At 70.9% G+C, this 22,160-nt stretch carries 20 protein-coding genes; 18 read left to right on the forward strand and 2 right to left on the reverse strand.

The features are described from left to right. A complete protein-coding gene (gene ftsY / locus ACZ5ON_RS27520) occupies positions 1-1,248 on the forward strand; it encodes a signal recognition particle-docking protein FtsY (RefSeq protein WP_465598194.1) in 1,248 nt (415 codons plus the stop codon). 91 nt (positions 1,249-1,339) lie between these two features. Here the strand turns inward: ftsY and ACZ5ON_RS27525 are convergent, their stop codons facing one another. After that, positions 1,340-2,029 (reverse strand): bifunctional DNA primase/polymerase, encoded by a 690-nt coding sequence (locus ACZ5ON_RS27525; RefSeq protein ID WP_465598197.1) that lies wholly within the window; start codon positions 2,027-2,029, stop codon positions 1,340-1,342. A gap of 515 nt (positions 2,030-2,544) precedes the next feature. Here ACZ5ON_RS27525 and nsdA point away from each other — a divergent pair. From nsdA to ACZ5ON_RS27560, 7 genes are all read left to right on the forward strand, one after another. After that, positions 2,545-3,999, forward strand: coding sequence for a transcriptional repressor NsdA (gene nsdA / locus ACZ5ON_RS27530; RefSeq protein WP_465598200.1), 1,455 nt, complete (start codon positions 2,545-2,547; stop codon positions 3,997-3,999). 342 nt (positions 4,000-4,341) lie between these two features. Then, on the forward strand, positions 4,342-5,727 hold the full coding sequence (locus ACZ5ON_RS27535; protein ID WP_465598203.1) for an ammonium transporter: 1,386 nt from the start codon (positions 4,342-4,344) through the stop codon (positions 5,725-5,727). Continuing rightward, a complete protein-coding gene (locus ACZ5ON_RS27540) occupies positions 5,724-6,062 on the forward strand; it encodes a P-II family nitrogen regulator (protein ID WP_465598206.1) in 339 nt (112 codons plus the stop codon). Before ACZ5ON_RS27535 ends, ACZ5ON_RS27540 begins: the two co-directional genes overlap by 4 nt. A 176-nt stretch (positions 6,063-6,238) precedes the next feature. After that, the gene (locus tag ACZ5ON_RS27545; protein ID WP_465598208.1) at positions 6,239-8,695 is read left to right on the forward strand and encodes a [protein-PII] uridylyltransferase; all 2,457 of its coding nucleotides are present in this window, start codon (positions 6,239-6,241) and stop codon (positions 8,693-8,695) included. A 54-nt stretch (positions 8,696-8,749) separates the two neighbouring features. After that, complete coding sequence (locus ACZ5ON_RS27550) at positions 8,750-9,187, forward strand: hypothetical protein (protein ID WP_465598211.1); 438 nt, start codon at positions 8,750-8,752, stop codon at positions 9,185-9,187. Between the two features lie 98 nt (positions 9,188-9,285). Continuing rightward, positions 9,286-10,845 (forward strand): signal recognition particle protein, encoded by a 1,560-nt coding sequence (gene ffh / locus ACZ5ON_RS27555; RefSeq protein WP_465598213.1) that lies wholly within the window; start codon positions 9,286-9,288, stop codon positions 10,843-10,845. A 296-nt stretch (positions 10,846-11,141) separates the two neighbouring features. Beyond that, positions 11,142-11,660, forward strand: coding sequence for a GNAT family N-acetyltransferase (locus ACZ5ON_RS27560; RefSeq protein ID WP_465598216.1), 519 nt, complete (start codon positions 11,142-11,144; stop codon positions 11,658-11,660). Between the two features lie 234 nt (positions 11,661-11,894). Here ACZ5ON_RS27560 and ACZ5ON_RS27565 read toward each other — a convergent pair whose 3' ends face one another. Continuing rightward, complete coding sequence (locus ACZ5ON_RS27565) at positions 11,895-12,623, reverse strand: class I SAM-dependent methyltransferase (protein ID WP_465598219.1); 729 nt, start codon at positions 12,621-12,623, stop codon at positions 11,895-11,897. A 307-nt stretch (positions 12,624-12,930) separates the two neighbouring features. Here ACZ5ON_RS27565 and proS point away from each other — a divergent pair, with 307 nt between their 5' ends. The 10 genes from proS to lepB (ACZ5ON_RS27615) all read left to right on the forward strand — a co-directional run bounded on the left by proS (position 12,931) and on the right by lepB (ACZ5ON_RS27615) (position 22,119). Continuing rightward, positions 12,931-14,343 (forward strand): proline--tRNA ligase, encoded by a 1,413-nt coding sequence (gene proS, locus ACZ5ON_RS27570; protein ID WP_465598222.1) that lies wholly within the window; start codon positions 12,931-12,933, stop codon positions 14,341-14,343. A gap of 465 nt (positions 14,344-14,808) precedes the next feature. After that, positions 14,809-15,387 (forward strand): hypothetical protein, encoded by a 579-nt coding sequence (locus ACZ5ON_RS27575; RefSeq protein ID WP_344639822.1) that lies wholly within the window; start codon positions 14,809-14,811, stop codon positions 15,385-15,387. A 585-nt stretch (positions 15,388-15,972) separates the two neighbouring features. Further along, positions 15,973-16,404 (forward strand): 30S ribosomal protein S16, encoded by a 432-nt coding sequence (rpsP, locus tag ACZ5ON_RS27580; RefSeq protein ID WP_344639821.1) that lies wholly within the window; start codon positions 15,973-15,975, stop codon positions 16,402-16,404. Positions 16,405-16,406: 2 nt separating this feature from the next. After that, entirely contained in the window at positions 16,407-16,646 is a 240-nt protein-coding gene (locus ACZ5ON_RS27585; RefSeq protein WP_030275689.1) for an RNA-binding protein, read from the forward strand. 157 nt (positions 16,647-16,803) lie between these two features. After that, positions 16,804-17,466, forward strand: coding sequence for a ribosome maturation factor RimM (gene rimM, locus ACZ5ON_RS27590; protein WP_465598227.1), 663 nt, complete (start codon positions 16,804-16,806; stop codon positions 17,464-17,466). Positions 17,467-17,471: 5 nt separating this feature from the next. Further along, positions 17,472-18,290, forward strand: a complete 819-nt coding sequence (gene trmD, locus ACZ5ON_RS27595; protein ID WP_465598311.1) for a tRNA (guanosine(37)-N1)-methyltransferase TrmD — start codon at positions 17,472-17,474, stop codon at positions 18,288-18,290. Between the two features lie 153 nt (positions 18,291-18,443). Next, the gene (rplS, locus tag ACZ5ON_RS27600; protein WP_344639819.1) at positions 18,444-18,794 is read left to right on the forward strand and encodes a 50S ribosomal protein L19; all 351 of its coding nucleotides are present in this window, start codon (positions 18,444-18,446) and stop codon (positions 18,792-18,794) included. A 479-nt stretch (positions 18,795-19,273) separates the two neighbouring features. Beyond that, positions 19,274-19,891 (forward strand): signal peptidase I, encoded by a 618-nt coding sequence (lepB, locus tag ACZ5ON_RS27605; RefSeq protein ID WP_465598231.1) that lies wholly within the window; start codon positions 19,274-19,276, stop codon positions 19,889-19,891. A 175-nt stretch (positions 19,892-20,066) separates the two neighbouring features. Continuing rightward, positions 20,067-20,888, forward strand: coding sequence for a signal peptidase I (gene lepB, locus ACZ5ON_RS27610; RefSeq protein WP_465598234.1), 822 nt, complete (start codon positions 20,067-20,069; stop codon positions 20,886-20,888). 229 nt (positions 20,889-21,117) lie between these two features. Beyond that, positions 21,118-22,119 (forward strand): signal peptidase I, encoded by a 1,002-nt coding sequence (gene lepB / locus ACZ5ON_RS27615; protein ID WP_465598237.1) that lies wholly within the window; start codon positions 21,118-21,120, stop codon positions 22,117-22,119. Positions 22,120-22,160: the final 41 nt, after the last annotated feature.

Below are 22,160 nucleotides of genomic sequence, written 5' to 3' on the forward strand. Positions count from 1 at the left end.
GTGGAATACGTGATCCTTGCCGTCGTCATCGCCGTGATCGCCATCGGCGCGATCGCGGGACTCGTCGTCAGCGGCAGACGGAAGAAGCAGCTGCCTCCCCAGACCGGGGCGCCCGTCATCACCAAGCCGGCCGAGCCGAAGGCCGTACCGACGGCCGAAGCCGAAGCCGAAGCCGAAGCCGAAGCCGAAGCCGAAGCCGAGGCCGAACCCGAGGCCGAACCGGGTGCGCCGTCGGTGGCGGAGCCCGTCGAGGCGGCCGAGGCCGTAGCGGAGGTCGAGCTCCCGGAGGCCGCCGAGGCGGCTCCGGCCATCGAGATCCCCGAGCCCACCGCCGGCCGTCTGGTCCGGCTGCGCTCCCGGCTCTCCCGCTCGCAGAACTCACTGGGCAAGGGCCTGCTCACGCTGCTCTCCCGGGAGCGGCTGGACGAGGACACCTGGGAGGAGATCGAGGAAACCCTGCTCACCGCCGACGTGGGCGTCGCGCCCACCCAGGAGCTGGTGGACAAGCTGCGCACCCGGGTCAAGGTGCTCGGCACCCGGACGCCCGAGGAACTGCGCGGGCTGCTGCGCGAGGAACTGGTCGCGCTGATCGGCGCGGACGCGGACCGTGCGCTGAAGACCGCCAAGCACGAGGCCGGCCGCCCGGCCGTCGTCCTGGTGGTCGGCGTCAACGGCGTCGGCAAGACCACCACCTCGGGCAAGCTGGGCCGGGTGTTGGTCGCGGACGGCCGCAAGGTCGTGCTCGGCGCGGCCGACACCTTCCGTGCCGCCGCCGCCGACCAGCTGCAGACCTGGGGCGAGCGGGTCGGTGCGCGGACCGTGCGCGGGCCCGAGGGCGGCGACCCCGCCTCCGTCGCCTTCGACGCGGTCAAGGAGGGCATCGCCGAGCAGGCCGACACCGTCCTGATCGACACCGCCGGCCGGCTGCACACCAAGACCGGCCTGATGGACGAACTGGGCAAGGTCAAGCGGGTCGTGGAGAAGCACGGTCCGGTGGACGAGGTGCTGCTGGTGCTCGACGCCACCACCGGCCAGAACGGCCTGGTCCAGGCCCGGGTCTTCGCCGAGGTCGTGGACATCACCGGCATCGTGCTCACCAAGCTGGACGGCACCGCCAAGGGCGGCATCGTGGTCGCCGTCCAGCGCGAGCTGGGCGTACCGGTCAAGCTGATCGGGCTCGGTGAGGGCGCGGACGACCTGGCGCCGTTCGAGCCGGGCGCCTTCGTGGACGCCCTGATCGGGGACTGAGCACCGCCGACACCGCCGCATCGAGGGTCCGCTCCGCAGAGGGGCGGGCCCTCTTGCGTACCGGCCGACGCGCGGGGGACCCGGCAGTTCTTCAGGAGGCGAGCCAGGCCGGTTCGGCGGAGCGCTCGCGGCTGCGGTGGCAGGCGTAGGCGAGGGTGCCGAGCAGGAGGCGGGCCTCCGGGGGGCAGCCGGCGCTGTCGCGGGAGGGGCGGCGCAGCCAGCGGACCGGCCCGAGCGACCCGAACACGCTGGGCGGCGCGGCGATCCAGCTGCCCTCGCCGTGGCAGGCCAGGTCGAGGGCGGCGTCGTCCCACCCCATCCGGTACAGCAGCTCGGGCAGCCGCTGCGCGGTGCCCGCCGCGACGAAGAAGAGCAGCCGCCCGGTCGGCAGCGCGAGCACCGGGCCGACCTGGGTGCCCATCCGCTCCAGCCGGACCAGGGCCTGCAGACCGGGCTGCGCGGGGACGTCCAGGACGTCGAAGGAGCGCCCGGCCGGGAGCAGTACGGCCGCGTCGGAGGCCCAGAGCGCGCGCAGTTCCGCGGCGGGCGGCCCGGCCTCCGGGCGGGGGCTGACGGTGTGCTCCGGACCGACGGCGGTGTGCAGACCGGGCGCCGCGCAGTGGGGCTGCCGGCAGTCGCAGCCGCCGTCGGCCGGGGTGCGGCCGGAGCCGACGGCGACCGTCCATCCCCAGCGGCCGGTGTACTCGGCGGCGGCCTGGAAGGCGGTGGCCCGAGTGCGGCGGCGGGCACCGAACCGGAGATCGCCGAAGAGGTTGTCCATGCCTCCCCCAACAGATTGTGATTGCGGGTGGTTACGGGACTGTGACGGTGCGTCGATTGTCCGATGTAGAGTGCGTTGTGTGTCGGCGGCGCGCGCTGGACGGCGTGCTCCGATTCGGGTCGCCCGTGCGAGGAGCCGTCTTGCCCCGGAGTGCCGGATGCCGGATCGTCGTTGCTGCACTGGGTTTCTCCGTCCTCTTCCATGGCTGGCAAGGCCCATGTCGTAGAAGCGAGTTGACCGTGGAGCGGGTGGGCGGCGAGCGGATTGGCGCGGGCCGGCCGGACCGACTACCAGTGAAGCGTGGTGCGGCGCCGAGTAGTTCACTCGTAGGGGTGGCGAAAGGTGGCGATTCCCCGTTGCGGCTCCCTCGGATGGCGGAGGGGCGTTACGTTCGGCGTACGGAACGCAGCGGACCGTCCACCAGCGGGCGGGAGCAGAGCAGGTGCCGCCGACTGGGGCGGTCGGGTCATATGACAAAAGGGCCCCGTGGGGCCGGGCGGGATGGGGACGTTCCCATGGCAGAGAAGCAACCGAACGAGAAGCTGACGTCCTGGTTCGGCCGCAGTGGCTGGTCCAAGGGCGAGCTGGCCCGTCAGGTCAACCGCCGGGCACGTCAGACCGGGGCCCATCACGTCAGCACCGACACCTCGCGGGTGCGACGCTGGTTGGACGGCGAGCAGCCGCGCGAGCCGATCCCGAAGATCCTCTCGGAGCTGTTCTCCGAGCGCTTCGGTTCGGTGGTCTCGATCGAGGATCTCGGCCTGCGCACCGTGGTTCCGGTGAGCACCGTCGGCGGCGGGGTGGACCTGCCGTGGAGCGGCGCCCAGACGGTGCAGCTGATCAGCGAGTACTCGCGCAGTGACCTGATGCTCAACCGCCGCGGCTTCCTCGGCACTTCGCTGGCGCTGACCGCCGGTGCGGCGCTGATCGAGCCGATGCAGCGCTGGCTCAGCCCGAGTCCGAGCGGCGCCCCCACCCCGATCCTGGCCTCGGCCAACGGCGGTGAGCCCTACACCGGGCGGCTCTCCGAGCCCGAGCTCCAACTGCTGGAGCAGACCACGGTGATGTTCCGCCAGTGGGACGCGCAGAACGGCGGCGGTCTGCGCCGCAAGGCCGTGGTCGGCCAACTCCACGAGGTCACCGACCTGTTGCAGGAGACCTACCCCGAGCACACCACCAAGCGGCTGTTCCGACTGACCGCCGAACTCGCCCACCTGGCCGGGTGGATGTCGTACGACGTCGGTATGCACCCCAGCGCGCAGAAGTACTACGTGCTGGCGCTGCACGCCGCCAAGGAGGCCGGGGACCGGCCGTTCGGCGCGCTGATCCTCACCGACATGAGCCGCCAGATGATCCACCTCAACCGCGGCGAGGACGCCCTGGAGCTGATCCACCTGGCCCAGTACGGCAGCCGGGACACCGCCACCCCGCGGCAGCAGGCCCTGCTGTACGCGATGGAGGCCCGGGCGTACTCGACCATCGGTGAGGTCAATCGCTGCGCCCGCGCCGCCCGGCTGGCCGAGGACACCTTCAGCGACTGCCGTCCGGGTGACAACGACCCGAACTGGCTGAGGTTCTTCTCCGAGGCGGAGCTCAACGCGGAGAACGCGCACTCCTTCCGCGACCTCGCCTACAACTCCACCCGCAGCCCGCTCTACGCCTCGATGGCGGCGCCGGTGATGGAGCGGGCCGTGGACCTGTTCCGGCAGGACGCGGACCATGTCCGCTCCTACGCCTTCAACCTGATCGGGATGGCCAGCGTCCACCTGTTGCAGAACGAACCCGAGCAGGCCGTGGTGATGGCCGAGCAGGCCGTGGACATCGCCCGGACAGTGCGCTCCGAGCGGCTGAACACCCGAGTGCGAAAGACCGCGGCGGCCGCCTCGCGCAGTTACAAGGGGCTGGACGCGGTCGACCGGCTGGCCGAGCGGGTGGTGCACGACATTCCGGAGTTCAGCACTTCGATGTAATCGCCGCCGTGGACGGCATGGTCCGGACCGTCCCCCAGCTCCGACCGTGGACGCCCCCGTGGGTACGCATCCGATCGGGCTCCCCCGCCCGCAGCCCGGTGGGCGCCACGGTCGGTGATTCGTCGGCCGCAGTCGGTGGTGTGAGGGCGAACGGTAGCGCAGCTTCGTCGGTGACGCGGCCGCATTTCACGTGCTCGTAACTCTCCTGTCAACGCCGTCACGCCGGTGAAACAACGAGCCGCATCGGCCGAAACCAGCCTTCGGCACTCTCCTCTTCATCGCCGACACCCCGGGTGGCACGGGACAGGAATCCCGGGGGCGGTTTCAGCAGAGGAGACGCCGATGCCGGAAGGCTTCAGCGCGGGCGACACCGCATTCGTGTTCATCAGTGCGGCCCTGGTCATGTTGATGACACCGGGCCTGGCCTTCTTCTACGGAGGCATGGTCAGGGTCAAGAGCACGCTCAACATGCTGGCGATGAGCTTCATCTCGCTGGCGATCGTCAGTGTGCTCTGGGTGCTCTACGGCTACTCGCTCGCGTTCGGCCCCGACGCCGGCGCCGGCCTGATCGGCAATCTCGACTTCCTCGGCATGCGCGGCATCGGGCTGAACGACCTCAGCGGATCCATCCCGGTCACCGCGTTCGCCGCCTTCCAGCTGATGTTCGCCGTGATCACTCCGGCACTGATCAGCGGGGCGATCGCCGACAGAGCGAAGTTCTCCGCCTGGGCGCTGTTCGTGGCGCTCTGGGTGACGGTCGTCTACTTCCCGGTCGCGCACTGGGTGTTCTTCTTCGACAACGGCCACGGCGGCTGGCTCGGCGACCGCAGCGGAGTGATCGACTTCGCCGGCGGTACGGCGGTGCACATCAACGCCGGGGTCGCGGGCCTCGCGCTCTGCCTGGTGCTCGGCAAGCGGGTCGGGTTCAAGAAGGACCCCATGCGCCCGCACAGCCTGCCGCTGGTGATGCTCGGCTCCGGGCTGCTCTGGTTCGGGTGGTTCGGCTTCAACGCCGGGTCCGCGCTGGCCGCCAACGGCGTGGCCGGGATGGCCTTCCTGAACACCCAGGTCGCCACCGCCGCCGCGATGCTGGGCTGGCTCGCCTACGAGCGGATCAAGCACGGCGCGTTCACCACGCTGGGCGCCGCCTCCGGAGCGGTGGCCGGTCTGGTCGCCATCACCCCGGCCTGCGGCTCGGTCTCCCTGCTCGGCGCGATCGCGATCGGCCTGATCGCCGGAGCTGTCTGCGCCGCCGCGATCGGTCTCAAGTACCGCCTGGGCTTCGACGATTCGCTGGACGTGGTCGGCGTGCACGCGGTCGGCGGCATCGTCGGCTCGCTGGCGGTGGGACTGTTCGCCACCGGCCACGTCGGGCAGACTGCCCAGGGCCTCTTCTACGGCGGCGGGTTCCTGCAGCTGGGCAAGCAGGCGATGGGTGTGGTCGTGGTCGGCGTCTACTCCTTCGTGCTCTCCTGGCTGCTCGGCAAGGCGATCCAGCGGACCATCGGCTTCCGGGTCGCCGAGGAGGTCGAGGTCGCCGGGATCGACCAGGCCGAACACGCCGAGTCGGCCTACGACTTCAGCGCGGTCGGGGCCAGCCTGGCCCGGGCGCTGTCCGCCCCGGTGGCCGAGCGGCCCGCCGTGAGGCCCGCCGGGAAGCCGACCGTGAAGACCGCCGACAGGACCACTGAGAAGCCCACCGAGAAGACCGAGGTCGACGCCCGATGAAGCTCATCACCGCAGTCATCAAGCCCCACCGACTGGACGAGGTGAAGAACGCCCTGCAGGCCTTCGGCGTCCAGGGCCTCACCGTCACCGAGGCCAGCGGCTACGGCCGCCAGCGCGGGCACACCGAGGTGTATCGGGGCGCCGAGTACACCGTCGACCTGGTCCCGAAGGTCAGGATCGAGGTCCTGGTCTCCGACGAGGACGCCGACGAGCTGATCGACGTCCTGGTGAAGGCCGCCCGCACCGGCCGGATCGGGGACGGAAAGGTCTGGAGCGTCCCGATCGAGACCGCGGTGCGGGTCCGCACCGGCGAACGGGGCCCCGACGCCCTGTGAGCCGCCGGGCGACGGGGCAACTCCTCAAGGGCGCGGGGGACCGCGCGATCGGCCGGACACCCGTGTGACCGGCCGCCCGCGCAGCTCCCCGCGCCCGCGCAGCTCCCCGCGCCCCGCCGGTGCACCGCACCTACGATTCGGCACAGAACCACCGCACCACGGATGGGGACCCCGACGTGACACCCACCGACACCCCTCCCGCCGGGGACCCGACCGGCCCCTTCGACTTCGCCGCCGCCCGCTCGCGCCTGCTCGCCCGGCCGGGCCCCGGCGGCGCCGAACGCCGCGCCGCCCTCGCCGCCCTGGCCGACGACTGGCTCATCGGCCTGTACGAGGCGTCCGGCGCCCGGCCAGGGACCGCCCTGGTGGCCGTCGGCGGCTACGGCCGCGGCGAACTGTCGCCGCGCAGCGACCTGGACGTCCTGCTGCTGCACCAGGGCTCGCTCGACCCGGCCCTGCCCGAGCGCATCTGGTACCCGGTCTGGGACGGCGGCGCCGCGCTCGACCACTCGGTCCGCACCCTCGCCGAGGCCCGTACCGTCGCCGCCGAGGACCTCAAGGCGCAGCTGGGCCTGCTCGACGCCCGCCACCTGGCCGGTGACCGGGAGCTGACCGCGGGGCTCCGTGCCGCCGTACTCGCCGACTGGCGCGCCACCGCCGCCAAACGGCTGCCCGAACTCCGCCGGCTCTGCCGCGAACGGGCCGAGCGGCACGGCGAGTTGTCCTTCCTGCTGGAGCCCGACCTGAAGGAGGCCAGGGGCGGACTGCGGGACGTGACCGCGCTGGGCGCGATCGCCGCCAGCTGGCTCGCGGACGCCCCCAGGGACGGTCTGGAGGCGGCCGCGGCCAGGCTGGCCGACGTCCGGGACGCGCTGCACCTGACCACCGGCCGGGCCACCGAGCGGCTCGGCCTGCACGACCAGGACCAGGTCGCCGAGCGGCTCGGGGTGCTCGACGCCGACACCCTGCTGCGCCAGGTGTACGAGGCGGCCCGCACCGTGGCCTACGCCGGCGACGTCACCTGGCGGGCGGTCGAACGCGTCCTCGCTGCCCGGGGCGGCCGGGGCCGCCGGGCCGTCCGGCTGGCCTTCCCGTTCACCGGCGCCGGGCGCGGCACCGGTGCGGTGGCGCGCGGTGCGGTGGAGCGCAGGCCGCTCGCCGAGGGCGTGGTCGAACAGGACGGGGAGGTGGTGCTGGCCCAGAGCGCCCGCCCGGCGCAGGACCCGGTGCTGCCGCTGCGCGCCGCCGCGGCGGCCGCGCAGGCCGGGCTTCCCGTCGGGTACGCCACCGTGCGGCGGCTGGCCGCCGAGTGCCGGCCGCTGCCGGTGCCCTGGCCGGACGAGGCCCGGGAGCAGCTGACCACCCTGCTCGGCGCGGGGGAGTCCTGCCTGCCGGTCTGGGAGGCGATGGAGGCGGAGGGCCTGATCGGCCGCCTGCTGCCGGACTGGGAGCGGGTCCGCTGCCGGCCGCAGCGCAACGCCGTACACCGCTGGACGGTCGACCGGCACCTGGTCGAGACGGCGGTCCGGGCGGCCGCGATGACCCGCCGGGTGGCCAGGCCGGACCTGCTTCTGGTCGCGGCGCTGCTGCACGACCTCGGCAAGGGCTGGCCCGGTGACCACAGCGAGGCGGGCGAGGTGATCGTCCGGGACGTGGCGGCCCGGATGGGCTTCGACAAGACGGACGTCGAGACGCTGGCCCTGCTGGTCCGGCACCATCTGACGCTGATCGACACCGCCACGCGCCGGGACCCGGACGATCCGGACACCATCGACCTGATGACCAAGGCGGTCGGCACCCTGCCGCACCTGGAACTGCTGCACGCCCTCACCGAGGCCGACGCGGTCGCCACCGGGCCCGCGGCCTGGAGCAGCTGGCGCGCGTCACTGGTGGACCGGCTGGTGGACCGGGTGGCCGCCCAGCTCGCGGGCGACGCTCCCGCTCCGGGCCCGGACGCCGGCGCCGAGCCCACCGTCGAGCAGGAGCGGTTGGCGGTGGAGGCAGCCCGGACGGGTGAGCCGGCGCTCGCGCTGCTCGCCCAGCCGCACCCGGAGGCCCTCGCCGCCGAGCCGATGGGCGCCGAGCTGACCCTGGCCATCCCCGACCGGCCGGCGCTGCTGAGCACGGCGGCCGGGGTGCTCGCGCTGCACCGGCTGACCGTCCGCTCGGCGGCGCTGCGGATGCTGGACCCGGTCGGGGTCGGCCAGGTGCTGCTGATCCGCTGGAAGGTCGCCGCCGCGTACGGCGAACTGCCCGAGACCGACCGGCTGCGGGCCGACCTGCGCCGGGCCCTGGACGGTTCGCTGGACGTCGCCCGCAAGCTCGCCGAACGGGACGCCGCCGCCCCGCGCCGCCGGGGCATCAAGACCCCGCCGCCGGTGGTCACGGTCGCTCCCGGCGGTTCGTCCAGCGCCACCGTCCTGGAGGTCCGCGCGCACGACGCCCCCGGCCTGCTGCACCGGATCGGCCGGGCGCTGGACACGGCCGGTGTGGTGGTCCGTACCGCCCACGTCAGCACGCTCGGCGCGGACGCGGTGGACGCCTTCTACCTCACCTGCCCGGACGGCCGTCCGCTGACGCCCGAGCGGGCCCGGGAGGTGGCGGCCCAGGTGCAGGAGGCGCTGGGTGCGTGACGGATCGGTCCCCGCGACACCCGGCGTTTTCGAACGCATGCCGCAATCCCGCCCATGGCCTCCAGAACGCGCCGCTCCGCCGGCACCCGAACGTTCCTCGACGTGCTGCTCCACGTGTTCCGGATCCGGCGGCTGAGCACCGAGTGCGACCTCGCCGATCTGAAGGCCGGCACCACCCTGGAGGTGGCCTGCTCCAGCAGCACGCTCGGCACCGTCCGGATGCTGAAGATCGGCAAGGGTAGGGAGATCGCGCACACTGCCGGTGGCAGGCTCTACCTGGCCGATGGTGTCCCGCCGCGCTGGCGCAATGTCCGTACCGGGGAGACCGTCACGGTCGAGGGGCCGTTCACCGTGACGCCGTCCGAGCGGAAGGCGGTGCCCCGGCAGTTCGTCCGGCTCGACCTGACAGCGGGCGGCGAACAGCACGTGATCATAATTCCGAAGGCCGATCTCGCCCTGGTCACCCAGGTGCTGGAGGGCGTCGCGGCCTGAGCCCGGGGAAGGGGTGGAGACCGTTTCCGGGGCGGCCGGATACCCTTGGGGGCGACGACAGTACCCGTAACCGATGCCGCAAGGGACCCGCGACCGACGTGTTCGACACTCTCTCCGATCGCCTCGCAGCGACGTTCAAGAACCTCAGGGGCAAGGGCCGCCTCAGTGAGGCGGACATCGATGCCACCGCCCGCGAGATCCGGATCGCCCTGCTCGAGGCGGATGTCGCGCTGCCGGTGGTGCGGGCCTTCATCAAGCAGGTCAAGGACCGCGCGCTGGGTGCCGAGGTCTCCGGCGCGCTGAACCCGGCCCAGCAGGTCGTCAAGATCGTCAACGAGGAGCTCATCAACATCCTCGGTGGCGAGACCCGCCGGCTCCAGTACGCCAAGACCGGGCCGACCGTGATCATGCTCGCCGGTCTGCAGGGTGCCGGTAAGACCACCCTCGCGGGCAAGCTGGGTCATTGGCTGAAGCAGCAGAAGCACACTCCGCTGCTGGTCGCCTGCGACCTCCAGCGTCCGAACGCCGTCACCCAGCTGAACGTGGTGGCGGACCGGGCCGGGGTCGCCTTCTACGGCCCCGAGCCGGGCAACGGCGTCGGCGACCCGGTCAAGGTGGCCCGCGACTCGATCGAGTACGCCAAGCAGAAGCAGCACGACATCGTCATCGTCGACACCGCGGGCCGCCTCGGTATCGACGCCGAGCTGATGCAGCAGGCCGCGGACATCCGCGCCGCGATCAACCCGGACGAGGTGCTGTTCGTCCTCGACGCGATGATCGGCCAGGACGCGGTGACCACCGCGCAGGCCTTCCTCGAGGGCGTCGACTTCACCGGTGTGGTGCTGTCCAAGCTGGACGGCGACGCCCGCGGTGGTGCCGCGCTGTCGGTGGCCCACGTCACCGGCCGCCAGATCATGTTCGCCTCCAACGGTGAGAAGGTCGACGACTTCGACGCCTTCCACCCGGACCGGATGGCCTCGCGCATCCTGGGCATGGGCGACGTCCTCTCCCTGATCGAGAAGGCCGAGCAGACCTTCTCGCAGGCCGAGGCCGAGAAGATGGCCGCCAAGCTGCAGGGCGGCGGCAAGGACTTCACCCTCGACGACTTCCTGGCTCAGCTGGAGCAGGTCCAGAAGATGGGCTCGATCTCCAAGCTGCTCGGCATGCTGCCGGGCATGGGCCAGATCCGCGAGCAGATCAACAACATCGACGACCGGGACGTCAACCGGGTCGGCGCCATCATCAAGTCGATGACCCCGGCCGAACGCACCGACCCGAAGATCATCAACGGCTCGCGGCGAGCCCGTATCGCCAAGGGGTCGGGTGTCCAGGTCGGCGAGGTCAACAACCTGGTCGAGCGCTTCTTCGACGCCCGCAAGATGATGTCCGCGATGGCCTCCGGCAAGGGCCTCCCCGGCATGCCGGGCATCCCGGGCATGGGTGGCGGCGCCAAGAAGTCCGGCAAGAAGGCCCCGGCGGCCAAGGGCCGCAAGCGCTCCGGCAACCCGCTGAAGCGGGCCCAGGAGGAGGCGGCCGCCGCGCAGCGCAAGGCGCTCGGCGGTCAGCACGCCCCGGACCAGGGCGGTGCCTTCGGCCTCGGCGCGGGCAAGGGACCGGCTGACTTCGAGCTCCCCAAGGAGTTCAAGGACCTCCTCTGACCTTCCGTCCTCCGGGGGCTTCCCGCCCTTCGAGGCGAAGGGACGACCGATCAGGGGCGTGGGGAACCGCGCGACCGGCCAGCCATCGCGGCGCACGGTCGCCCGAGTGGTTCCCCGCGCCCCTGAACGCGTCATCACGGCCGCCGGGGACCGGCCCGGTGGCCCGTGCCCTCGCACGGCCGCCGGAGCTCGTGGCGCCGCCCGCCCGGGGAACCGGGGGCAGCAGCTGCCACAGCCGCCCTGGAGCTGCCTGGCCAGGGGCCGTCCGGATGGCGGATGATGAGGGTGTGCGAGTGATGATCCGTGCCCCGAAGCCCGCAGACGTGGCCCCGTACGCCGAGGCGGTCCGCCGCTCGGCCGAGCACGTCGGTCGCTGGAACCCGGTCGAGCCGGACGGCCTGGTGGACCTGTTGGAGCGTCAGGGCCCCGGTCTGCGCACCTTCCTGATCGTGGACCTGGACACCGGCGGCCTGGTCGGCAAGTGCAACGTGGCCAACATCGTGATGGGCCGGTTCTGCAACGGCGCGCTCGGCTACGACTCGTACCTCCCGTTCGCCGGCACCGGCCGGATGAGCGAGGGGATGCGACTGGTGATCGACCGTTGCTTCGCCCCGCAGGAGGCCGGCGGTCTCGGGCTGCACCGGCTGGAGATCAACGTCCAGCCGGAGAACGACCGCTCGATCGCGCTGGCCAAGCGCCTCGGCTTCCGGCACGAGGGCTACACGCCCCGGATGCTCTTCCTGGACGGCGCCTGGCGCGACCACGAACGCTTCGCGCTGACGGTGGAGGAGTGGGAGCCGCTGTCCGCGTCGTAGCGGTGGCACGGCGTCCCGAGCGGACCGTCCCGGCCGTCCGGCGCTCCGGATCCGCACCACGGACGTGCCGCTCCCGTCGCAGCGCGATACCGGCCAACTCGCTTGGGCGGCACCGGGGATGACCGGTGCCGACCCGGTGCGCGAGCTCACCGCGGTGCCGCGCGGCCGGGCCCGCAACGTCACCCGCTCCGCCCGGGCGGCCTCGGATGCGCGGGCCGGCGGACCCGGTCAGCCTCAGCGGACCTTCTCGGCGACCACGTACCGGAACAGGTTGGCCATCCGCACCGAGGCGTCCGGCTGGACGAAGGGATGCAGCGCCTCCTCCAGCTCCTTCTCCACCAGGGCCGCGCCGGAGTCGTCGATCGCCGCCTCGTACACGCCGGTCGAGAGCATCCCGCGCACCGCGCTCTCCAGATCCGGGTACGCGAACGGGCAGTTCACCCGCCCGCTGCCCGCCGGGCGCAGTCCGGTACCGGTCAGCAGTGCCTCCAGTGCGCCGGGCGTGCTCAGGGCGAACGGGTCGCAGCCGGACGCCGGGGCGGCCCGTCGCCGGGCCACGTCCAGTACGACGGCGCTCTCGCAGCGCTCCGGCGGGCCCCAGCCCGCCAGCACGACCTGCCCGCCCGTGAGGGCCAGCCGTGCCGCCAACGCCACCGACCGCTCCGGCTCGCCGGACGGTCGAAGGAAGGGTGCCTGCCACAGCTCGAAGAGAGTCACCAGCGAATAGGCCGTGCGGGGGAACGGGCCACTCGAACGGTCACGGTGCCCGGGACGGGACACCCGCAGCCGCCGGCCCTGCGCCAGCTCACGCAACTCGGTGTCCAGCTCCTCGCCGGCCACCTGGGCACCTCGCTCCGCCGCCAGCAGCAGGGACAGCCCCGACCGGCAGCCGAGACCGAGCAGACTGGTCGCCGAGCCGACCTCCAGGCGCTCGTACACGGCCTGGTAGAGCGGTACGAGCATGCGCTCCTGGATCTCCGCCCAGTCGCGTGCCCGCCCGTGTGCACGCGCCCCTCCACGGGCGCGGGGTCGCTGCGCGGTCGTACCCGTCACCTGCGCTGAAGCCATCGCGGCCTCCCATCCGGTCCTCTGGTGCTCTGCTCGTGACACCCCCCGGAAAGCTCCGCCCCCGAGTCCAGCGAACAGCGGCCGAGCCCCGGCGTCCAGAGGGGTGCGACGGAGTATCCGCGCGCCGCGGTCGTGCGCCCCCTGCCCGGTGGGATCGAAACCGATTCACGGTCAGGCGCCCGATCCCCGTACCATCTGCCCCATGGCAAAGGCACCCGTTCTCACCCCCCAGGCGGACGACTTCCCGCGCTGGTACCAGGACCTCATCAACAAGGCCGAGCTGGCCGACAACGGTCCGGTTCGCGGCACCATGGTCATCCGACCGTACGGCTACGGCCTGTGGGAGCGGATGCAGCAGGAGATGGACGCCCGGATCAAGAAGGCCGGCGCCCAGAACGCGTACTTCCCGATGTTCATCCCGCAGCACTACCTGACCAAGGAAGCCGAGCACGTCGAGGGCTTCGCCCCCGAGCTGGCCGTGGTCACCCACGGTGGTGGCAAGGAGTTGGAGGAGCCGGTCGTGGTCCGGCCGACCTCCGAGACCATCATCAACGAGTACTTCTCCAAGTGGGTGCAGAGCCACCGCGACCTGCCGCTGCTGATCAACCAGTGGGCCAACGTGGTCCGTTGGGAGCTGCGCCCGCGCATCTTCCTGCGCACCACCGAGTTTCTCTGGCAGGAGGGTCACACCGCCCACGCCACCTACGAGGACGCGCACGCGTTCGCCTCGATGATCCACACCGATGTCTACGGCGACTTCATGACCAACGTGCTGGGCATCGACGTGGTGCTCGGACGGAAGACCGCCAAGGAGCGCTTCGCGGGCGCCATCAACACCCTCACCCTCGAGGGCATGATGGGCGACGGCAAGGCCCTGCAGATGGGCACCAGCCACGAGCTGGGCCAGAACTTCGCCAAGGCGTTCAACACCACCTACCAGCTCCAGGGTGCCGAGCGCGAGTACGTCTGGCAGACCTCCTGGGGCGTCTCGACCCGCATGGTCGGCGGTCTGATCATGTCCCACGGCGACGACAACGGCCTGCGGGTTCCGCCGCGGCTGGCCGCCGTCCAGGCCGTGGTCCTCGCCATCAAGGGCGATGACGCGGTGCTCGCCAAGGTCCGCGAGATCGGTGCCCAGCTGGAGGCCGCCGGCATCCGCGTGGTGGTCGACGACCGCACCGACACCCCGTTCGGCCGCCGCGCCGTCGACTGGGAGCTCAAGGGCGTCCCGGTGCGCATCGAGGTCGGCCCGCGCGACCTGGAGAACGGCACCGCGATGCTCGCCCGCCGCATCCCCGGCGGCAAGGAGTCGGTCTCCATCGACGCGCTGGCCGCGCTGCTGCCGGGCATCCTGGAGGAGGACCAGGCCCTGCTGCTCCGTCAGTCCCGCGAGCGCCGCGAGGCCCGCACGGTCGACGTCAAGACCATCGACGAGGCCGTCGAGGCGGCCGCGACCGGCTGGGGCAGGATGTCCTGGGCCGAGCTGGGTCCGGAGGGCGAGGCCAAGCTGGCCGAGCAGGGGGTCTCGGTGCGCTGCATCGTCGCGGCCGACGGCTCGGTTCCGCTGACGGATGATCAGGAAGGCAACGTCGCGATCGTCGCGCGCGCCTACTGACGTTCCGATAGTCGGTTCCGGGTTCTGGTCCAGGTTCCAGGTTCCGGGTTCAGGTTCCGGGTTCAGGTTCCGGGTTCAGGTTCCAGGTCCTGGTTCCGGGTGCGGAGAAGGCGCTTGTTCTGCCGCCCGCAGACTGCGGGTTGAGACTACTGACCAGTCAACTGCCGGTCCTATGGAACTAGCGGTACGGTATACGGCCCGTGGCCTTGTCAATTTCCGACATTGTCACGGGCCGTCCGCCTTGGGGTGGCACCGGGGTGCCCGTGTACACGCGCGGGGCCCGGCCCCAAGGCAAATCCAAGAGCCCGGCGAGGCTTGTTGGGCCCACAGTTGCAGGGGGTTGGTCTTGCGTCAGATCCAAGCAGCGAAATTCGCGCAGCGATGTGCATTCCTGAGAGTTTCCTGGGAATTCCCCGCGAAGGGGAACTCGCGGAACATCGGCTCTCACTCCATCGTTGGCATAGCGTGAGCACGACACAGCCTCTCGTTCTCGCGGCCGAACTGGCCGCCGCCTGGAGCGACATCCAGGCATACCACCAGGACCTCCCCGATCTCGCCTCGCCCGAGGCGCTGATCGGCGAGTCCTCCTCGGCCTGCGGTACCCAGCTCGGCTTCGAGCGGCTGCTGCACGAGGCCGCCCACGGCCTGGCTGCCGCGCGGGACATCCGCGACACCTCGCGGGCCGGTCGCTACCACAACCGCCGCTTCCTGATGCTCGCCAGCGAGCTCGGGCTGGCCCACCCGGTCGAGCCGCACGCCAGCAGCGGCTTCTCCCAGGTGACCATGCTCAAGGAGACCCAGGAGCGCTACGCCCAGACCATCGAGCGGCTCGATCGTGCTCTCGGTGCGCATCAGCTGGCCGTGGCCGGCGAGGGCGGGCAGCGTACGTTCCGGGGTCCGGCGGCGCGGCACGGCTCCTCGGGAGGCGGCGTCCGGGTCAAGGCGGTCTGCGGCTGCGGCCGGAACGTCCGGGTGGTGCCCTCGGTGCTCGCCCAGGCGTCGATCGTCTGCGGGGCGTGCCAGCAGCCGTTCCGGATCGCCTGAGTCCTCAGGCGTCGTACGGGTGGGGGCTCTTGCCGTCGGGGTGTCGGCGAGGGCTCTTCCCGTCGGAGGTGTCAGGGGCCGGCGGGGTGTGGTCGGGCCTGACGAGGTCTGACGGAAGCGTTGCGGGTTCGGTCGGTTTGCCGGCGCCGCCGGGCCGGTGTGTGCTTGGCCGGCGTGCTTGCTGGCGGCGCCCGGGGCGTCTTCGGCGGGTGGCGTCTTTCGATGGTGCGGCGTGTCGGGTGATGGGGCGGCGTGTCGGGCGGGATGCCGTCTTCGGCCGGGTGACGTGTCCGGAGCTTCGGCGGTGTCCGTTGTTCGAGGCGCGCGTCGGTTCGAGGAGTGCGACTGTCGGCTCGCAGGGATCGGTGTTCTCAGCGCGGTCGTCGTTCCCGCCGGTGCGCCGTCCGGGGGATGGCCTGATTCGGGGCGGCGACCAGGGTGTGGCAGAATGGACAGCTGAGTACTCGGCAGCCGGGCAGGACCCCTCTCTCCTACGGCTGGCGTGTCCCTTGAACGGTCGGCCGCGCAACCCCACGCGATGGCAGTGGCCGCTCACCCACGTCAACACCAGGAGAATCCACTCCCGTGGCAGTCAAGATCAAGCTGAAGCGTCTCGGCAAGATTCGCTCCCCGCACTACCGCATCGTCGTTGCCGACTCGCGCACCAAGCGTGACGGTCGCGCGATCGAGGAGATCGGCATCTACCAGCCGACCTACAACCCCTCGAAGATCGAGGTCGACAGCGACCGCGCCCAGTACTGGCTGTCCGTCGGCGCCCAGCCGACCGAGCCGGTGCTCGCCATCCTGAAGCTGACCGGCGACTGGCAGAAGTTCAAGGGCCTGCCGGCTCCGGCGCCGCTGAAGGTCGCCGAGCCGAAGGTCGAGGACTACTCGCACCTGTTCGCCAAGGCCGTTGCCGGCTTCGAGGACAGCACCACCGGTGTTGCCATCACCCCGAAGGCCAAGAAGTCGGACAAGGCCGAGGCTGACGCCGAGGCCGCTTCCACCGAGGCCTGATCGTGATCGAGGAAGCCCTCGACCACCTGGTGAAGGGCATCGTCGAGCACCCCGACGAAGTGCAGGTTCGTTCTCGCAACCTGCGGCGGGGCAACACCATCGAGGTGCGAGTGCACCCCGATGACCTCGGCAAGGTGATCGGCCGGGGCGGCCGGACCGCGCGCGCTCTGCGCACCGTGGTCGGCGCTCTCGGCGGTCGCAACGTCCGAGTCGACCTGGTCGACGTGGACAGCATTCGCTGACGCACAGCCGTCAGGCTTGGGGCCGGTCGGGACGCTCGTCGTCCCGACCGGCCTTCTTCGTTCCTTCCATGCTTTTCCTTCTGTTCTCGTTCCTTCGTTTTTCCGTTCCTTCGATCCTTCGCAGCGCAAGCCCAGCAACTTCAGGAGAGCGATCACCGTGCAGCTCGTCGTCGGCAAGATCGGCCGCGCCCACGGCATCAAGGGGGACGTCAGCGTCGAGGTCCGCACCGACGAGCCGGAGCTCCGACTCGGCCCCGGGGCGGTTCTGTTCACCGACCCGGCGTCGGCGGGGCCGTTGACCGTTGAGTCCGGCAGGGTCCACAGCGGCCGGCTGCTGCTGCGCTTCGCCGGGGTGAAGGACCGCAACGGCGCCGAGGCGCTGCGCGGAACCCTCCTGATCGCGGAGGTCGACCCGGATGAGCGGCCGGAGGAAGAGGACGAGTACTACGACCACCAGCTGATCGGTCTGGACGTGGTCCTGCTGGACGGCACCCTGGTCGGCGAGCTGACCGAGATCATCCACCTGCCCTACCAGGACCTCCTGACCGTGAAGAGGGTCGACGGGACGGAGGTGCTGGTGCCGTTCGTGGAGAAGATCGTTCCGACCATCGACCTGGAGAACCAGCGCGCCGTGATCGACCCGCCGCCCGGCCTGATCGACCCCGAGCAGGCGGTGGTGGCCACCGGCTCGGCGGAGGGCGACGCCGGTACGGAGCCTGCCGAGGGCGGTACCGGTGCAGGGTCTGCCGAGGGCGGTGCCGGTCCCGACAGCGAGGGTGACGCCGTAGGTGACGCCAGTGAGGGCAAGGCCGACGCATGAGTGAAATGCGGATCGACGTCGTCACGATCTTCCCCGAGTACCTGGAGCCGTTGAACGTCTCCCTGGTCGGCAAGGCGCGCGCCCGTGGCCAGCTGGACGTCCACCTGCACGACCTGCGCAGCTGGACCACGGACGTTCACCGCACCGTGGACGACACCCCATACGGTGGTGGACCCGGCATGGTGATGAAGCCCGAACCGTGGGGGGCCGCGCTGGACGCGGTGGTCTCGCAGGGGCCCGAGGGCGCGGTTCCGACCCTGGTAGTCCCCACCCCGAGTGGCCGTCCGTTCACCCAGGAGCTGGCTCAGGAGCTGGCAACGCAGCCCTGGTTGGCCTTCGCGCCTGCCCGCTACGAGGGCATCGACCGTCGGGTGATCGAGGAGGCCGCGACCCGGATGCCCGTGGTCGAGGCGTCGATCGGCGACTACGTGCTGGCCGGCGGCGAGGTCGCCGTACTGGTCATGGTCGAGGCGATCGCCCGACTGCTGCCCGGCGTCCTCGGTAACGCGGAGTCGCACCGGGACGACTCGTTCGCCCCCGGCGCCATGGCCGACCTGCTGGAGGGTCCGGTCTACACCAAACCCGCCGAGTGGCGTGGACGGGCCGTGCCGGAGGTACTGCTCAGCGGACACCACGGCAAGATCGCACGCTGGCGTCGTGAGCAGGCGTTCGCCCGTACTCTGGCCAACCGGCCCGACCTCGTCGATCGTTGGAAGTACGACGCGTTCGACAAGAAGGAGCGGGAAGCCCTCGGCGTTCTCGGCCTGGCCTGGGACGAGCGGCTCGGCCGATTTCGGTCCGTGGCCGATGCTGTGGAAGAATGAGCGACTGTTGTCTGTCGCCGGGCTCCTCTCGTAGGGGCCGGTGGTCCGACGCCCCCGCCACGGGGGGAACGTCGAAGACCGAGGCGGCCCGCAGCACACCCCATTGAGACGAATTTCCGTGGGCGGCCCGTGGCGCCTGCGATGGAGAGCATCATGAGCAACAAGCTCGCTGCTGTCGACGCGGCCTCGCTGCGTACCGACATCCCGGCGTTCCGCGCCGGTGACACCCTGAAGGTTCACGTCCGGGTTATCGAGGGCAACCGCTCCCGTATCCAGGTCTTCCAGGGCATCGTCATTCGCCGCCACGGCTCGGGTGTCGGCGAGACCTTCACCGTCCGCAAGGTCAGCTTCAACGTCGGCGTGGAGCGTACCTTCCCGGTTCACACCCCGGTCGTCGAGAAGATCGAGGTCGTGACCCGCGGTGCGGTCCGCCGTGCCAAGCTGTACTACCTGCGTGACCTGCGCGGCAAGGCCGCCAAGGTCAAGGAGAAGCGCGAGAGCTGATCCGCTCACCCTCGGCTCTGCCGAGGGCCGGGCACGCCCGGACCGGGCTGAGAACCCTAGGGATAAGCTCAGCCCCGATGAGTACGCACGAACATCCCGTGGACCGCGACGGCAGTCCTGCACCTTCGGGTGCGGACTCGCTGCCGCGGTCCGCGGTCGTTTCCGGCGAAGGTCGGCCCTCGGGAGAAGCCACGGTGGACATCGACGGGGCCGGGGCCGGTGCGGACGGAGCCGGGCCAGGTGCGGATGAAGCCGTACCCAGGGCAGGCGGAGCCGTTCCAGGTGCGGGCGAAGGAGCCGGGCCCGGTAGCGGTGGGACCACGGTCGGCCCGAGCGCTGCCACACCGAGTGCGGACATCGCCGTAGCCGACGCAGAAGTGCCGCCGGACGATGCGGAGCACTCCGAGAGCGGGGCACGGTCGGTGGGTGGGGATCGGTGGTTCTCACGGACGTTCCTCCTGGGGGCCGGGCTCTGCCTGGTGACGTTGCTGCTGCTGAACTTCTTTGTCGTCCGCCCCTTCGGCGTGCCGTCCGAGTCGATGGAGGGCACGCTCCGACCGGGAGACCGCCTTCTGGTGAACCAGTTGGCATACGACTTCGGCAGGCGCGTTCAACGTGGGGACGTGGTGGTCTTCGACGGCATCGGCTCCTTTCTCCCGTACGCGTCGGAACCGTCCGCCGCGCAGCGCTTTCTCGCTGGATTCGGACTGTCCTCCGGTACTGACTCGGTCTATGTGAAGCGAGTGATCGGGATCGGTGGGGACCGGATCACCTGCTGCGGTTCCGACGGCAGGATCAAGGTCAACGGCGCGCCGTTGAATGAGTCGGAGTATCTGTATCCCGGTGACACCCCCTCGAAGGTCGCCTTTGATGTGGTGGTGCCGGCGGGGAAGTTGTGGGTGATGGGAGACCACCGGAGTGACTCCCGGGACTCGCGGGACCACCTCGGTGAGCCTGGCGGCGGCTTCGTACCCGAGGCCGAGGTGATCGGCCGCGCGGACTGGGTGGTCTTCCCGATCGGGCGCTGGTCTTCACTGGGGCACCCTGCCGGGTTCACCGCTGTGGAGGGGACTGGTGGCCATGGGGGTCAGAGGTAGGGGTCGGCCGGTCGCTTCGCCGACCGGCTCGCCAGCTCTCGCAGCGACGGAGCCGATACCTGGACCAGTGGCCGAGTCAGCTCCTCGGCCCGGGCCCGAGCAGGTCGTTGTCCGAGGGCGCGCCGAGCGCCGACGGACAGCACGTCGAGCAGAGCGCCGCAGACACCGGTCCCTGTTGCGTGAACTGCCCATGATCCTGGTGGTCGCATTGGTGATCGCGATGCTGCTCAAGACGTTTCTGGTACAGGTCTTCGTCATCCCTTCCGGCTCGATGGAGCAGACCATCCAGATCGGTGACCGGGTGCTGGTGGACAAGGCCACTCCTTGGTTCGGCGCGCAGCTGCAGCGCGGCGAAGTGGTTGTCTTCAAGGATCCCGGCGGCTGGTTGGAGTCGGAGCACAAGCCTTCCTCGGACGGACCGGTGCTCCGCAGGGTGAAACAGGCCTTCTCCTACGTGGGTCTGCTGCCGTCAGAGGACGAGCAGGATCTGATCAAGCGGGTTATCGGTGTTGCCGGGGACACGGTTGAGTGCTGCGACGCCAAGGGCCGGGTCAGCGTCAACGGCACGCCGCTAGACGAGCCTTACGTCGCGCCGGGCAACGCGCCGTCGAGCCGGCCGTTCAAAGTCACCGTCCCGCCCGGAAGGCTCTGGGTGATGGGTGACCATCGGGATGTCTCGGCCGACTCCAGGTTCCACATGGACAGGCCTGGTGACGGCACCGTCCCCGTGGCCAATGTGATCGGTCGGGCCTTCGTGATCGCGTGGCCGATGGGACGCATGCGCCAACTTGACGTACCTACCTCATTTTCCGCGCTTCCTTCGTCCACGAGGACCTTCAATCCGCACGACTTCGACCGTGCTTCGGGCACTGCGGAATCGGCCGGGGCCAACCCGGATCCAGCGGAACCTCCGCTCGTTATGGGTGTGTTGGGCGTAGCTCCGTTCCTCGCGCGACCGAGGCGGGCGGCGGTCTGGCCTGGGTGGCCGGCCGGTTGATCACCGGATCTGCCGTGTGGGAGCGGTGACGTGATGTCCTGGAGTGATAGAGAAGTGCTGGAGCGCTCGGTGCACGTTCCGGTTGCCTCCGGAGGCTGTGCCGGTGTCAGGAACGCCCGTGCTGGGCAGGCCTGAGGCGGGTTGACGGTCGGTCACAGAGCGTGGTGCCCGCTGTGCGGCACTGGTGAGCGCGGGCGCGCGGGCGTCCGCACAGCAGGGAGGAGATGTTGTGGGGGATCTGGTGATCGGCGCCCGCTCGGGGGCTCCCGAGCCGGAAGGCGCCGGTGGTCGTACTGTCCGGTCCGCCGAGTCCGCGCAGCCGCCGGAGCCCGGCGAGGGCGGATCGGCTTCCAAAGCGGGTGAGTCGGACACCGGGGGACCGGACGGCGGGGCCGCCAGGTTGGGCGGTGGCGACGGCGGAGACGGTTCGCCGCGCGCATCGGACGATGACTCCGAGGAGACTCCGGAGCCCCCGAAGCAGCGTTCCTTCTGGAAGGAATTGCCCATCCTGGTCGGCATCGCGCTGATCCTGGCGTTGGTGATCAAGACATTCTTCGTCCAGGCGTTCTCGATTCCTTCGGGGTCGATGGAGAACACTCTGCGGATCGGCGACCGGGTTCTGGTGGATAAGCTCACGCCGTGGTTCGGTGCGGAGCCGGAGCGCGGTGACGTGGTGGTCTTCCAGGACCCGGGCGGCTGGCTGGCCGACGAGCCCGTCCAGCAGAGTGGCAACTCCTTCGTCCGGGGTGTGCAGGACGTGCTCAGCTTCATCGGCCTCATGCCCTCGGCCAACGAGAAGGACCTGATCAAGCGGGTCATCGCGGTCGGTGGCGACACCGTCGAGTGCGAGGGCACTGGGCCGGTCAAGGTCAACGGGGTCGCGCTGAACGAGCCGTACATCTTCCCGGGCAACACGCCCTGCGGTGACAGGCCGTTCGGTCCGGTGAAGGTGCCGGCGGGGCGGATCTGGGTGATGGGCGACCACCGGGGGAACTCGCTGGACTCCCGGTTCCACCAGGACCAACCAGGCGGAGGGACGGTACCGGTGGGCAACGTGATCGGCCGTGCCTTCGTGGTTGCCTGGCCGATCAGCGACTGGGCGACGCTGCCGGTGCCGAGCACCTTCGACCAGAAGGGACTGGCCTCCGCGGCAATGCCGTTCACGCCTCCGGTGGCTGGGGCGGCGGCCGCGCTGCCGGTGGTCTGGTGGCTTCGGCGGTCTCGCCGCTGAGACGTTCCGAGTCTGCTGGCGGGTCTTGCGCGGGCCGTGGT

This window comes from Kitasatospora sp. NPDC032150 (assembly GCF_055579945.1).

What these genes read in the sequence shown, in the direction of transcription:
- nsdA (WP_465598200.1), top strand. Translation starts at nt 2,545, where the DNA reads ATGGCAGAGAAGCAACCGAACGAGAAGCTGACGTCCTGGTTCGGCCGC.
- ACZ5ON_RS27550 (WP_465598211.1), top strand. Translation starts at nt 8,750, where the DNA reads ATGGCCTCCAGAACGCGCCGCTCCGCCGGCACCCGAACGTTCCTCGAC.
- trmD (WP_465598311.1), top strand. Translation starts at nt 17,472, where the DNA reads ATGCGGATCGACGTCGTCACGATCTTCCCCGAGTACCTGGAGCCGTTG.
- proS (WP_465598222.1), top strand. Translation starts at nt 12,931, where the DNA reads ATGGCAAAGGCACCCGTTCTCACCCCCCAGGCGGACGACTTCCCGCGC.
- ACZ5ON_RS27540 (WP_465598206.1), top strand. Translation starts at nt 5,724, where the DNA reads ATGAAGCTCATCACCGCAGTCATCAAGCCCCACCGACTGGACGAGGTG.
- rplS (WP_344639819.1), top strand. Translation starts at nt 18,444, where the DNA reads ATGAGCAACAAGCTCGCTGCTGTCGACGCGGCCTCGCTGCGTACCGAC.
- ACZ5ON_RS27535 (WP_465598203.1), top strand. Translation starts at nt 4,342, where the DNA reads ATGCCGGAAGGCTTCAGCGCGGGCGACACCGCATTCGTGTTCATCAGT.
- ACZ5ON_RS27560 (WP_465598216.1), top strand. Translation starts at nt 11,142, where the DNA reads ATGATCCGTGCCCCGAAGCCCGCAGACGTGGCCCCGTACGCCGAGGCG.
- ACZ5ON_RS27565 (WP_465598219.1), bottom strand. Translation starts at nt 12,623, where the DNA reads ATGCTCGTACCGCTCTACCAGGCCGTGTACGAGCGCCTGGAGGTCGGC.
- ACZ5ON_RS27525 (WP_465598197.1), bottom strand. Translation starts at nt 2,029, where the DNA reads ATGGACAACCTCTTCGGCGATCTCCGGTTCGGTGCCCGCCGCCGCACT.